The organism is Hymenobacter terrigena (assembly GCF_054776515.1).
Window position 1 is genome coordinate 1447209 of the sequence record NZ_BAAHBU010000001.1, and the last position, 13925, is coordinate 1461133.

General features: G+C 61.2%; 10 protein-coding genes. All 10 read right to left on the bottom strand.

Annotated elements, in window-relative coordinates:
- Positions 1 to 99: 99 nt before the first annotated feature.
- A complete protein-coding gene (gene hydA, locus ACYU7Q_RS05955; RefSeq protein WP_460608510.1) occupies positions 100 to 1473 on the bottom strand; it encodes a dihydropyrimidinase in 1374 nt (457 codons plus the stop codon).
- Positions 1474 to 1581: 108 nt separating this feature from the next.
- Entirely contained in the window at positions 1582 to 2934 is a 1353-nt protein-coding gene (locus tag ACYU7Q_RS05960; protein WP_460608511.1) for an aminotransferase class III-fold pyridoxal phosphate-dependent enzyme, read from the bottom strand.
- Between the two features lie 288 nt (positions 2935 to 3222).
- Positions 3223 to 4695 carry a CoA-acylating methylmalonate-semialdehyde dehydrogenase gene (locus tag ACYU7Q_RS05965; protein WP_460608512.1) on the bottom strand — a complete coding sequence of 491 codons (1473 nt, stop codon included), beginning with the start codon at positions 4693 to 4695 and terminating at the stop codon, positions 3223 to 3225.
- A gap of 210 nt (positions 4696 to 4905) precedes the next feature.
- Positions 4906 to 6981: a WG repeat-containing protein gene (locus ACYU7Q_RS05970; protein WP_460608513.1), complete on the bottom strand. Its 2076-nt coding sequence runs from the start codon at positions 6979 to 6981 to the stop codon at positions 4906 to 4908.
- 26 nt (positions 6982 to 7007) lie between these two features.
- Positions 7008 to 7490, bottom strand: coding sequence for a DUF6799 domain-containing protein (locus tag ACYU7Q_RS05975; protein ID WP_460608514.1), 483 nt, complete (start codon positions 7488 to 7490; stop codon positions 7008 to 7010).
- A gap of 148 nt (positions 7491 to 7638) precedes the next feature.
- A complete protein-coding gene (locus tag ACYU7Q_RS05980) occupies positions 7639 to 8265 on the bottom strand; it encodes a cyclase family protein (RefSeq protein ID WP_460608515.1) in 627 nt (208 codons plus the stop codon).
- An 84-nt stretch (positions 8266 to 8349) separates the two neighbouring features.
- Complete coding sequence (locus ACYU7Q_RS05985; RefSeq protein WP_460608516.1) at positions 8350 to 10986, bottom strand: glucosidase family protein; 2637 nt, start codon at positions 10984 to 10986, stop codon at positions 8350 to 8352.
- Positions 10987 to 11068: 82 nt separating this feature from the next.
- Positions 11069 to 11884 (bottom strand): SDR family oxidoreductase, encoded by an 816-nt coding sequence (locus ACYU7Q_RS05990; protein ID WP_460608517.1) that lies wholly within the window; start codon positions 11882 to 11884, stop codon positions 11069 to 11071.
- A 201-nt stretch (positions 11885 to 12085) separates the two neighbouring features.
- Positions 12086 to 12523, bottom strand: coding sequence for a PepSY-like domain-containing protein (locus ACYU7Q_RS05995; protein WP_460608518.1), 438 nt, complete (start codon positions 12521 to 12523; stop codon positions 12086 to 12088).
- Positions 12524 to 12580: 57 nt separating this feature from the next.
- Positions 12581 to 13897, bottom strand: a complete 1317-nt coding sequence (locus ACYU7Q_RS06000; RefSeq protein ID WP_460608519.1) for a sensor histidine kinase — start codon at positions 13895 to 13897, stop codon at positions 12581 to 12583.
- Positions 13898 to 13925 lie beyond the last annotated feature (28 nt).

The window sequence follows — 13925 nt, forward strand, 5'->3', positions numbered from 1 at the left end:
ATGGGCATTTGCACGCCCTACGCACTAGGACACAGCAAGAAATGAATGCCTTAAGGCACTCGTAATGTCAGACGCTCCGTTGGCAATGATAATTGCCTGTTAGAAATTGGTTTTGCCGCGCTTGATAAACTGTCCGTACCCTTTGGCTACTTTGGTTTCTCCGGCATCTACGGCCACTTTTCCACGGAGTAACACGGTGTCAATCTTACCCGTTAGCTCCCAGCCCTCGTAGGCCGAATAGTCGCAATTCATGTGGTGCGTATCGGCCGAAATCGTGTGCTTTTTATTCGGGTCGAAAATCACCAAATCGGCATCCGCGCCGATACCGATGGTGCCTTTGCGTGGAAACATCCCGAAGATTTTCGCAGCATTCGTAGAAGTTACTTCCACGAATTTATTCAGCGTTATTTTTCCCTTGTTTACCCCTTCCGAAAACAGCAATTCCATGCGGTGTTCCACGGCGGGGTGGCCATTGGGGATTTTCGAGAAGTCGTCTTTTCCCATCAACTTCTGCTCCCACATAAAAGGGCAATGGTCGGTGCCAACAACGTTGACCAATCCTTGATTCAGCCCCGCCCAGAGCGTGGCCTGGTCTTTTTTCTCGCGTAGCGGCGGCGACATTACCACTTTCGCGCCGTTTGCCTCATCCTCATACAGGGAGGCATCCAGCACCAGGTACTGAATGCAGGTTTCGACCAGCACGCGCTGGTTGCGCTCGGTGGCGCGGCGCACCTGGTTGAGCGCGCCCTCGCAGGTGAGGTGCACGATATAGGCATTCACGCCCGTGTAGTTGGCGATGTCGGCAAAGCGACCCGACGCCTCAGCTTCGGTTACTTCGGGCTGCGATAGGTAATGGTAGAGCGGGGTGAGCTTGCCCTGCGCCCGGTGCTGGGCGATGAGCGTGTCAATCATGTCGCCGTTGGTGGCGTGGGCCGTTACGAGGCCACCGTGCTTTTTCACTTCCTGCATCAGGCCCACCATCTGCGCGTCGTCAATCATGAGCGCGCCCTTGTAGGCCATGAAGGTTTTGAAGGAAGTGATGCCTTCGGCTACCATGTCCTTGATTTCCTCCTTGGTGCTCGGGTTGAAATCCGTGACGGCCATGTGGAAACTGTAGTCGCCCACGGCGTTGCCGGTGGCGCGGCCGCTCCACTCCTCGAAGGCCGAACGCAGCGAATTTCCCTGTTTTTGCAGGATGAAATCGATGACCATCGTGGTGCCACCGTGCAGGGCAGCACGGGTGCCGGTTTCGTAAGTATCAGAACTGAAGGTGCCCATGAAAGGCATTTCGAGGTGCACATGCGGGTCGATGCCGCCGGGCACGATGATTTTGCCGGTGCAGTCAATTACCTCCGCCCCATCGGCCGATAGGTTGCGGCCGATGGAAACGATGGTTTCGCCTTCAATCAAAATATCGCAGACGGCATCCGAATCGGCGGTGACGACGCGGCCGTTTTTGAGGAGAATGGGCATATGGAAAAAGTAGCGCGGTTTTAGTCCGCGGCCTTACACAGTTAATGGCGGCTCAATTAGTATCTGTCGCGGACTGGAAGTCCCTGCTGGGCACGGCCGCGCTGCATGCTAATGCACATATTTATCGGCGATGCTGATGGCCTCTGAAATAATGGCCAAACCCTCGTCGATTTCCTCTTTATTAATTGTCAGCGGCGGGCAGATGAAAATGTAATTCCAGCGCACGAAGGTGTACATGCCCAGCTCGCGGATTTTGGCGGCTACCTGGTTCATGATATCCATTTGGGCGGGTGTGGCGTTCCAGGGGGCCATGGGCTCTTTGGTTTCGCGGTTTTTCACCAGCTCGATGCAGCCGAAAAGGCCGGTGTTGCGCCAGTCGCCGATGCTGGGGTGGTGGCGCATGAGCTGGGCCACCTGCTCGTCCATGTACTTGCCCATTTCCACGGTGTTTTCGAGCAGGTTGTCCGACTCGTAAATATCGAGCACGGCCACGGCGGCGGCGCAGGATACCGGGTGCGCCGAGTACGTGAGGCCCAGCGGCAGCGGCTTGTCGTCGAAGGATTTGGCGATTTTTTCGTCCACCATCACGGCTCCCAGGGGCAGGTAGCCGGCGGTGATGCCCTTGGCCATGCACATGATGTCGATTTTGACGTTGTGATGGTCGGAGCCGAACCACTTGCCGGTGCGGCCGAAGCCTGACATCACCTCATCGGCAATGAGCAGGATGCCGTGCTTGTCGCAGATTTCGCGGATGCGCGTCCAGTAGCCGGGCGGGTACTTGATGCAGCCGGAAGTGCCCGACTCGCCTTCGAGCACGATGGCGGCCACGCTGCCGGGGTTTTCGTAGCCGATGATGCGCTCCATGGCATCGGCGGCGCGCTGGGCGCACTCCTCGGGCGTGGAGCTGTGCCACGGGCAGCGATAGAAAAACGGGTTTTCGACGTGCACCGTGTTGGGCATGGCCTGGCTGTCCACGGCAAATTTGCGCGGGTCGCCGCCCACGCTCATGGCGCCGTAGCTGGCCCCGTGAAACGATTGGTAGAGCGATACAATCTTGTGGCGGCCGGTGTACACCCGCGCCAGCTTGATGGCGTTTTCGATAGCTTCGGCCCCGCCCAGCGTGAAAAATGCCTTGGTGAGGTTGGGCGCGGTGATTTCGGCCAGGCGCTTGCCGAGGTCGCCGCGGGCCTTGGTAATCATGCCGGGGTACACGTAGCTGAGCTCGCGCATCTGGGCGGCTACGGCTTCGGTCACGCGCTGGTCGCCGTGGCCGATGTTCACGTTCATCAGTTGGGCCGAGAAGTCGATGTAGCGCTTGCCGTCGCGGTCGTACACGTACACGCCTTCGGCGCGCTCGGCGTTGATGGGATTCAGGCCCGTTTGCTTCGACCACGAGAAGAGCGTGTGGTCGAGGTTGTCGTGCAGGATTTGGTCTTTGTCGGTGGCGAAGGTGGTTTCCATGAGGATAACTGTCAAAAACGAAATAATGAATCAGGAAAGCCTTTAAAGGCTAATCCTTTCGCCGGCAGAAGCTGCTTTTATTTTAGCAATGATTTCTTCGCCGTGCTCAAATGAGGTACACTGTACAATTATCTTATTTGGTGGATTTTTGATGTCGTTAATAACGGCAAGGTTACCAGCCATCATCCGCTGAATCTTCAGTGTCACAATAATCTTCGGACGTACCAACCACATACCACAATCAACTTAGGCTTCTTGTGAATCAGAGTCAGAACGTCACAAATCAAGTTACGACATCCAGTTCACCCGCGACTCCGGGTTCCACTTCGTCGTGGTTTTCTTCAGCTGCGTCCAGAATTCGATGGAGCTTTTGCCGGTGATATCGCAGGCACCGAATTTCGAGTCGTTCCAGCCGCCGAAGGAGAAGGGCTCGCGGGGCACGGGCACGCCGATGTTCACGCCAATCATGCCGGCGTTGGCGTGGTCCATCACGTAGCGGGCGCTGCTGCCGCTGCTGGTGAACACGGCGGCGGCGTTGCCGTAGGGGTTGGCGTTTTCGATGGCCAGGGCCTCGTCGAGGGTGTTGGTGCGCATGATGGCGAGCACCGGGCCGAAGACTTCTTCCTGGGCAATGCGCATGTCGGGCGTCACGTAATCGATGACGGTGGCGCCCACGTAGTAGCCGTCTTCGTGGCCGGGCACCACGGCATTGCGGCCGTCGAGCAGGACTTTAGCGCCGGCAGCTTCGGCTTCGGTGATGTGGTTTTCGATGCGCTCCTTGGCTTCTTTGCTGATGACCGAGCCGAGGTTCTGGCCGGCCACAATCTTCTTGGCTTCTTCCACGATTTTGGCCACGATGCCATCAATCGCGCCCACTCCTACCATAGTGGAGCCGGCCATGCAGCGCTGGCCCGCGCAGCCCGACATGCTGGCGGCCACGTTCGAGGCCGTCATTTCGGGGTGGGCATCGGGCAGCACCATGAGGTGGTTTTTGGCGCCGCCGAGAGCCACGCAACGCTTCAGGTTGCTGGTGGCGCGGATGTAGACAACTTTGGCGATTTTGGTGGAGCCCACAAAGCTCACGGCCTGAATTTCGGGATGGTCGCAGATGGCTTCCACGATTTCCTTGTCGCCGTTCACGATGTTCAGGACGCCGTCGGGCAGGCCGGCTTCTTTCAGCAGCTCGGCGATTTTCACGGCGCTCAGCGGCACTTGCTCCGAAGGTTTCAGAATCATGGTGTTGCCGAGCACAATGGCGTTCGGGATGGTCCAGTGCGGGACCATGTTGGGGAAGTTGAACGGGGCGATGCTGGCCACCACGCCCAGGGGCTTGCGCTCGGCGCGGGCTTCCACGCCCTTGCTCACTTCGAGGAATTCGCCCTGAATGAGCTGCGGCATAGAGCAGGCAAACTCGGTCAGCTCGATGGCTTTTTCGACTTCGGCGCGGGCTTCGTCGTAGGTTTTGCCGTTTTCCTCGCGCACGAGGTCGGCGAGGGCTTTCATGTCGCGTTCCAGCAACGTTTTGTATCGATAGAAGATTTGAACCCGCTCCTTGATGGGCGTGGCCGACCATGAGGGGAAGGCGGCTTTGGCGGCTTGCACGGCGGCGTCAAGCGCGGCGGCATTGCTGAGCGGCAATGTGGAAATCAACTGCCCGTTGAGGGGGCTAAATACGTCCATGGTGGGCGTAGAGGCACTTTCTACCGACTGGCCAGCCACGTAGTTGCGGATGGCCGGATACTTCAATGTTTGAACTTCCATGTTACCTTATTGTTAAGCGGGGTGCAAGCTAAGGGTTTTGCGGGATATGGAATATCTCCACAATCGTTTCCGAAGGAAATATTTTCAAACCGGCTCATATACAGGCGCATATTTCATCCAGAAAATCTGCCTAAAGTAATCAGGCGCAGGCGGTCCACCAATGGTAGCCGGCCTGCGCCTGAATATTTTACCTGCTTTGGCAGAATTAGGTCACTTCACTTCTTCGCCGTCCTTATTAATGGTGAAGCTGCGGCCGTCTTTTTTAACCCGGGCTTTGCCATCGGCAAAGTCGGTGGCCTGCTGGTAGCGGCCGAAGGGCTTGGTGCCCCGGCTGGGGTCGGCGAGGTAATCGGGGGTAATAAAGGTGTAGCCATCGGGCAGCTTCACGCGGGCCAGGCCGTCGGCAAAGGAATAGGCTTCTTTGAAGATAACGGGCGGCGTATCGGGCTCGGTGGGGCCGCTGATGTAGTGCCAGCCCCGGTGGTCGAGTACGGCGGCGTGGCCTTCGGCGAAGTCGAGGGCGTTGAAATAATAATGGTCGAATTCCTGGCCGTCTTCGTCGATGAAGGTGTAGGCGTCGCCTACCCGGGCGCGTGCGTAGCCGCCGGCGTAGGGGTTGAGGGCATCGTAGGCGGCAGGTATTATTTCTTTGCCTTTCTCGTTCACGAACCCGTACGCGCCGTCTTTTGCCACCACGGCCTGCCCTTTCTCAAACGGGCTGGCGGCCGTGAACTGCGCCGGGATTACGAGCTGGCCGCTGGCGTCGGCATAGCCCCATCGGCCATTTTTCTGAAAGGGCACGGGCGGCGTGCTGCCCACATGGCTCAGGCCCCAGATGCCCAAGCCGAGCACAGCCACGGCGGCCGCGGCCAGCACGGCCCGGGGCTGCGCCTGCCCCCACTCCTGCGTTTGCCGTAGCCGGGGCCGCAACATTGCCAAGGCGGCCCGCATCCTGGCTCGCAGGTGTTCGAGGCCGTTGAGAGCGGAAATAGTTGGTGACGAAACGTGGAAGGCTGCACTTGCTGCATGCGCAGTTGGCGCAGGGCCGGAACTGACTGGTGCCGCCACTGGTCTATCTGAAATATCAGCCTGAACCGCCGGAGCGGTCTTTTTGTCAGCAGGGTGCGCCGTATCGGCAACTGCCGGAGCAGCAGAGGCCGCGGGCGGCCCCGGAGCAGCTGGTGCACTGGCAATTGGACTGGCGCTTAGCTGCCCGATGAGTTGACTGAGCTGCTGAATCTTGGCATCCAACTCCTGATTGCGGGCGGCCAACTCATCCCGCGAGGCCTGCATTTCGGCTTCCAGAGCAGCTTTTTCGCGGGTTTCGGCCCCGAGGCGCGAGACCAGGGCGGTGGCCTCGGCGGCTACGGGCGGGGCCTGGGCCAGCTCCGCGCGGAGCTGGGCAATGCTGCGCTCACGCTCGGCTTCGCGGGCCTCCAGGGCCTGGAGCTGGGTGCTGAGGTCGGCCTGCATTTGCTGGCGCAGTTGTTCGAGCTGCTGTTTTTCCTCGTTGCGGGCGCTCAGGGTATTGGCGTAGCCGTAGGGCAGGTCGTCGTCGGGCACGTCGTTGGCCCCGAGCCAGCCCCAGAGAGCCCGGGCTTTCTGGCCCAAAAAGGTGCTGGCTACGCCGGTGGCACCGGCAGTGCCGCGGGGCGGGGCGCTGGTTGGCGCGCCAGCGGCGGTTCCTGTTTCGGACTGAGCAGGCGTGGCCACGAAGGCCGCCCACTCGGCGGCCCACTCGGCGATATCAGCACCGGTGAGGTTGATTTCGGGCATCGCCAGGTCACGTAGGCGGCTTGGCATGTCGGCCAGATGGCCGGCAATTTGGAAGCCGGCCGGGGCTTCGGTCAACGCTGCTTCGACATCGGGACCGAATTCAACCGGGGCTTCAAACAGGACCAGACCAGATACACCGTGCAAATCGGCCTGCCCGGCGGTGAACCGCGGCTGGAGCCAGTCGGCCAGCGCAGCTTTCTGCTCCCGAAACTGCTCGAAAGGATTATCAAAATCTTCCGAGCTGGGCACGGGCGCGCCGTCGAGCAGCCAGCGGCCGTAGCCCAGCGCAGGAATGCTCAGCCGGCCGCCACGGGGTGCGAATATCAGGAGCGTGATGCTATGCGGACGCACCACCACGGCATCGAGCGGGGCGTTGCCATCGGCCAGCACCAGATTGCCCAGCAGTAGGGTATCGGGACCAGCTTCGGCTTGCAGCGCGGCTTGCACGGCCGCAAACTGCCCGGCGCGGGCCGCATCAATGAAAGGAGAAGCGAGAAAACAGTGAACCATGGAATACTGAGATGCGCGGCCGGCCGCTAGTCGTCGCCCTTCCAGCGGCCGTGGCCCTTGCCGTGGTGCTTTTTGCGCTTTTTGAATTTGAATTTTCCTTTGCCTTCGTCATCACCCGAACCAAATACCTGCTCCAATAAAGTTGGTGGAGGCACGGGGCGGGCACTGCGAATGGAGACCGGAGCGGAAGACGTGCCCAAGGCCAATGCACCATTGGCGGTGGTGTGCACGGCTACGGGGCGGCCGCGCAGGTCGCAGCCCTGGCCTTCGCGCAGCTCGGTGCGCTGGCCGGTGGGGCTCACCACGAAGCCGTCTTTGGTGACGGTGGCCCCGGTGGGCAGGTGGGCATCGCGGGTCATGGGGCGGGCCTGACCGTTGCGGATTACCTGCATCTGGCCGTTGCGGCGCTGGAAGCCGTCGTTGTTGGGCGTTTGGCGGGCGTGCGCCGGCCCGGGTAGTGCCAGCAGGCCGGCAACGGCTCCGCAAAGCCAAAGGGAGCGCAAAGACATAAAAGAAACAGCCTGAATAACGAAAACCGCACGGCCCAAGGGCCGGCGGTGAACCGTATACGTCAAATACGAAGCCAGGCTGCTTCGGGTGCGATTCTTCTGCCCGGGGAATGGCCAGGGCGGAAGTACTCCGGGTTGTTCCCGGCTGTTACTGAGGGCGCAGCAGCACGCGGGCGGGAGCGCCGTCGCTGTCTATAATTTTCAGCGGGAGGCACAGCATTTCGTATTCGCCGGGCGCAATGTGCTGCAAAGCCAAACCTTCAATCACGCAAATTCCGGCATCGAGCAGGGCGTGGTGGGCATCGGCTTTGCCTACGGAAAGGTAATCGACGCCGACGCAGACTACCCCCGCATCGCGCAGGAAAACGGCCGCATCACCGTCCAAAGCCACGAAATCGGGCTGAAAGGGCATGGTGCTCCACTCCGAATCCGACATGCGGGTGCGGAACAGCAGCCGGGCGCCGGGCTCGATTTTCAGGCGCTGCACTTCGGCCAGGCCGATGCTTTTGGGGTCGGTGATGGCCACGACGCGGGCCGGACCCATGAGGCGGCCGAGGTCCAGCGTAGTGGTGTCGCCGGCATGGGCGGTGAAGTGCAACGGGGCATCGACGTGGGTGCCGGTGTGGGCGCTCATCGAAACTTCGGTAACGTTGGCTGCCGCGCCGGTGGCGATGCTGAGCGTTTTTTTGACGTGGACGGGGGCGTTATCGGACCAGTGCACCATGCCGTCGCGGATGGGCGTGGTGGCGTCGAGCCAGGGGGTAGGTATGGGCATGATGGGATGTAGGCTTGGTTGAAATTGCTAAAAGAGAACGGTCATGCAGAACACAGCGAATCATGACCGTTCCTTGTATTCCCACTATACCCCACTTCGAGGCTGGAGCAGCTTTGCAATCAGGCCCGTCCAGCCGGTTTGGTGGCTGGCGCCGAGGCCGTGGCCATTGTCGCCGTGGAAGTATTCGTGGAACCAGAGGTAGTCGCGGAAATTGGGGTCGGCTTGCAGCTGCTTGTCGTCGCCGAAGCAGGCGCGGCGGCCGGTGTCGGGGTCGCGCAGGAAGAGTTGGGTGAGGCGCGTGGTCAGGGCGTCGGCCACTTCGAGCAGTGTTACCGTTTTGCCGGAATTGGTAGGGTATTCCACCTTGAAATCGTCGCCGTAGTAGTGGTGAAAGCGTTGCAGCGACTCGATGAGCAGGAAGTTCATGGGCATCCAGACGGGGCCGCGCCAGTTGCTGTTGCCGCCGAAAAGACTGGTTTGCGACTCGGCCGGCTCGTAGTTCACGGTGAACTGGGTTTCGGTGCCCCGGAAGATGAACGGATGGTCCTGATGATAACGCGAGAGGCTGCGCACCCCGTAGGGCGAGAGGAATTCGGCCTCATCCAACATTCTGGATAACAAGCGCTTTACCCGGTGGCCGCGCAGCAGCGAAAGCAGGTGCCGGGCGCCTTTGCCGGGCTCCTGCCAGCGCGACACCAGCGCGGCCATTGCGGGCCGGTTGTCGAGAAACCAGTTCATGCGGGCCAAAAAGAGCGGCGCGCCGGCCAGCAAATCCTCGTCAATGACCTCCACCGCGAACAGCGGAATCAAACCCACCAGGCTGCGCACTTTCAGCAACTCGTGGCCGCGGGCGGGCGTGTTCAGGGCGTCGTAGTAAAACTCGTCTTCATCGTCCCAGAGGTCCATTTCCTGATTGCCCATGTTGGTCATGGCCTCGGCGATGTACAGGAAATGCTCGAAAAACTTGCTGGCCAGGTCCTGGTACACGGGGTTGGTCTGGCTGAGCTGCAAGGCGATGCGCATCATGTTGAGCGCGTACATGGCCACCCAGGCGGTACCGTCGGCCTGCTCCAGGAAGCCGCCGAAGGGCAGCGGCGCCGAGCGGTCGAACACGCCGATGTTATCCAGCCCCAGAAAGCCACCCTCGAAAATGTTGCGGCCGTCGCGGTCCTTGCGGTTCACCCACCAGGTGAAGTTGAGGAGCAGGCGGTGGAAAATGGTTTCCAGAAACTTCACGTCGCCGTGGCCGCCGTGGGCCTTCTGGTCCATTTTGAACACGCGCCAGGTGGCGTAGGCGTGCACCGGCGGGTTCACGTCGCTCAGCTTCCACTCGTAGGCGGGCAGCTGGCCGTTGGGGTGCATATACCAGTCGCGGCATAGCAGCAGCAGTTGGTTTTTCGCAAACTGTGCATCGAGCTGAGCCAGCGGCAGGCAGTGGAAGGCCAGGTCCCAGGCCGCGTACCAGGGGTACTCCCAGGTATCGGGCATGGAGATGATGTGCTGATTGTTGAGGTGCACCCAGCCGGTGCCGTTACGGCCTTCTAGGCGCTCGGGCGGCGGCGGCGGGAAAGCCGGGTCGCCGGTCAGCCAGCGGGGCACGTCGTAATAATAAAACTGCTTGCTCCAGAGCATGCCGGCAAAGGCCTGGCGTTGCACGAGGCGGGCATCGGCATTAGGCAGGTCAGCTTGCAGGGTTTGGTAAAACTGGTCGGCTTCGCTCAGGCGCAGCTTCAGGGTCTGGTCGAAATCGGCGAAGGGAGTCTTCAGGTCCGGCGCGGCCAAGCGCAGGCGCACCACCCGCGTAGCGCCCGCCGCAATCACCAACTCGTAGTGCGCGGCGGCTTTGGTGCCGGTGCGCTCGGGGTTCACGGCCCCGGCCTGGCCGTGGAGCAGGTAGTTGTTGATGCCGTCTTTGAAAAACTGCTCCGTCGAGGGCGCGTTGTGGAGGCGGCCGGTGTTGGTGGCGTTTTCGCAGAAAAGCAGGCTGGGCGCTTCGTCACAATACAGCGTGAGCGCGCCCAAATCGCGGTGCTCGGCGTGGATGTGGTTGTCGGGGGTGGCGGCCAGCCGGGGCCGGTAGGCATCCTCGCCCCAGGCCCAGGTATTGCGAAACCAGAGCTGCGGCAGCAGGTGCAGCGTGGCCTCAGCGGGGCCACGATTGATGATGGTGAGCTGGATGAGCACGTCCTCGGCATCGGCCTTGGCATACTCCACGAATACGTCGAAGTACTTATTTTCCAGAAAGATGGCCGTGTCCATCAACTCAAACTCAGGCTTGTTGCGGTCGCGGCGGGCGTTTTCCTTTACCAGCCACTCGTAGGGAAAGGCGTGCTGCGGGTACTTATACAGCATGCGCTGGTAGGAGTGCGTGGGCGTGGCATCGAGGTAATAATAAACTTCCTTCACGTCCTCGCCGTGGTTACCCTCCGGCCCGCTCAGCCCAAATAGCCGCTCCTTTAGAATAGCATCCTGCCCGTTCCAGAGGCCCAGCCCGAAGCAGAGATGCTGCTCGTCGTCGCAGAAACCGGCCAGGGCTTCCTCGCCCCAGCGGTAGGCACGGCTACGGGCCTGGTCGTGGGTGGTGAAGTTCCAGGCGTCGCCGTTGGCCGAGTAGTCCTCGCGCACGGTGCCCCACTGCCGCTCGGCCACGTAGGGGCCAAACTTTCGCCAAGGCTTGGTGCCGGCGTTGGCTTCGGCGAGGCGGGTTTGTTCGGGGTTCATGGGTATGCAAGTTGTAGCGTGGACTCCGCGAGTCCGCGCATCGTACGCTCCTGGCGCGGACTCGCGGAGTCCACGCTACAACTCAGCCGTTATCGGCGAAGCCCGGGTATAGCGTCATGCCACCGTCCATGAAAATGGTTTGGCCGGTGATGTAGTCGGCTTCGTCCGAAGCGAGCCACGCGGCGAGGTTGCCGATGTCGGCAGGGTCGCCCACGCGGTTGTAGGGAATGAGCGTGAGCAAGGCTTTTTCTTCCTCGGGGGTGTCACGCGCCGAGAGGTTGATGGGCGTGGCAATGGCCCCGGGGGCAATGCTATTAACCCGGATTTTGTGGGGGGCCAGCTCCTGAGCGGTGCTTTTCATGAGTTGCATGATGCCACCCTTGCTAGCCGCGTAGTTCACATGGCCGGCCCATGGAATAACCTCGTGCACCGAGCTCATGCAAATGAGCTTGCCGGTGGCGCGGGAAATCTCGGGTTGTTCGCCGCGCCGGATGAACTCGCGGGCCCCCTCGCGCAGGCACAGAAACTGGCCGGTCAGGTTCACGTCAATTACCTTCTGCCACTGGGCCAGGGTCATGTCGACAAACTTCGCATCGACTTGCAAGCCGGCATTGGCCACCACGATGTGAACCGTGCCAAACTGCTCGATGGTCTGCTTGAACATGGCCTGCACTTCGTCTTCCTTGCTCACATCGGCCTTGATGGCCAGGGCCGTGCCGCCGGCCGCCTCAATGGTGGCTACGGTGGCGTTGGCACCTTCTTCGTCGTGGCCATAGTTCACCACTACTTTGGCACCGTGGGCAGCCAGGGCGACGGCCACGGCCACGCCAATGCCGGAGCTGGCCCCCGTGACGAGGGCAATTTGATTGGCGAGACGCCGGGGGTCGGGAGATGCCATGCGGAGAAATGAGGGCTGGTGGAAGAACTATTGAGGCCGTAATGCTACCAGCGTCGCCTGTGCTTTTGATGAAGACAATAAGGCGACCGGAAAGCGTGTAAAAGGCATACGCGCCCCAATCGGCGGGGTTTATCTCAAACAAAACAGCCCGGCCGCCGCTAGGGCAACCGGGCTGTTTTGTTTGAGATAAACGGGTGGCCGCTATTTCTTCACTTCCGTGCCGTCGGCGTTGAACAGCACGTCGCGGTGCTTGCCGGCCTGGCTGATTTCGGCCTCATAAGTGGTAGCGCCGGTGGCGGCGGTCACAATTTTGGCGGCTTCCGTGATTTTGTGGCCTTTGTAGTTAGTGGCCAGGGCCTTTTGCACGGGGGCGGGCAGCTGGGCCACGGCCATTTCCGTCTCGGTTTCCTTGAGCGCGCCGGCGGCGGTGATGACGGCCGACATTTCGGCCTTGCCCATGTCGAAACCGGCTTCGTAGTCGGGCCCCTCCTTCTCCCACTTCACGGTTTTCACGGTGGGGAAGTTTTTTTTGAACGTGGCAGCGGCGGCGGCCGGCACTTGCGTGGCAGCGACTTTCTGAGCCTGGGCGGCACCGGCGGTAAGCATAACCGCAGCGGCCAGCAGGAGTTGCTTTTTCATAAAATTGCAGGAGTTAAAAGGTGAATATTTCACCAAATCTATCCGGCCATTCTGGAGCTACTCTGTGGCGAGGGAAGCCGCGCTGCTTTTTTTCGCGGGCACCCCAGCCGTGGGGTTCAGGATGACGCGCAGGGTGTGGCGGGTGCCCTGCTTCGCCACCGAATACTCAACCCCGAAGCCGTAGTAGCCGCAGATTTGCTGCACGATGCTCAGGCCCAGGCCCGGCGACTCGGAGGCCGCGTTGTGCTTGCGGAAGCGCTCGAAGAACCGGGCTGGGTCACCCTCCACGGCCGGGCCAGTGTTGCTGACTTTCAACTCGGTAGTCGATAATAATACGAGCACCTCGCCGCCGCGCACGTTGTGCTTCACGGCATTTTGCAGCAGGTTTTGGAGCAGCGAATCGGCCAGGCCGGGGTGCATCTGCACCACCACGGGCCCGTTGCTGATATCGAGGCCATAGCGCAGTTCGCGGGCTTCGAAGAGCGGTTCGAGCTGGGACACTTTTTCTTCCAGCAATTGGTCGAGGCGCACGGGCTGGGCCTCGGCAAACTGCCGGTTTTCGATTTTGCTGAGCAAACTCAAGGCCTGGTGCAGGCGCGAGAGGCGCAGCGTGGCCCCGTAGAGGTCGGCCACGAGCGGGGCGGCGGCCGGGTCTTCGGCCAGGGCGGGCACTTGCAGCAGCTGCTCCAGTTGGGCCTGCATAATGGCCAGGGGCGTCTGGGTTTCGTGGGCAGCGTTGGCCGTGAACTCCCGCAGGCTTTCATAATCAGCCACCAGGCGCTGGCTGAAGCCGTTCAGGGCTTGGTTCAGCTCGGCGAATTCTGCCACGGCGGGCGTGGGCAGCGCCAGGGGCTGGTGCTGTTGCAAATCGTACTGGCGCAGCGCTGCCAACGTGTGCCGGAAAGGTGCCCACAGCCGGCTCGACAGCCAACGGTTCAGCACCACCATGCCGCCGAGCAGCAGGGCCAATATGCTCAGCATCACGGCTAGTACCACGCCAAGCAGGTCCTCGGCCTCTACCAGCGACTTGCGCAGCGACACCCACACCGGCCCCTCGCCGCGCACCGTGAGCGGAAACGTGAGCTGCCGGTGCGGCACCATCTCGTTTTCGGTGCTGTCGAGCAATAGGGTATCGCGGAAGCCCAGCGGGCGGGGCGTGCGGCTGATATCGAGCAGGATGGCCAGCTGGTCTACGGGCGGCAGCTCGTTGGCGCGGGCTTTGGCCAGCAGCTCCAGGCGGCGGCTGGCCAGCTGCTCCTCAATTTCTGTGCGCAGCGCCCAGTTGATACCATAATACAGCCCCAGACTGCCGCCCACAAACAAGAGTAAGGCCAGCAGAAGGTAGTAGCGAGTGGTAGCGTTGAGCAGGTTCATGCAGAGACGGAGGAGCAGCGCGGAGCGG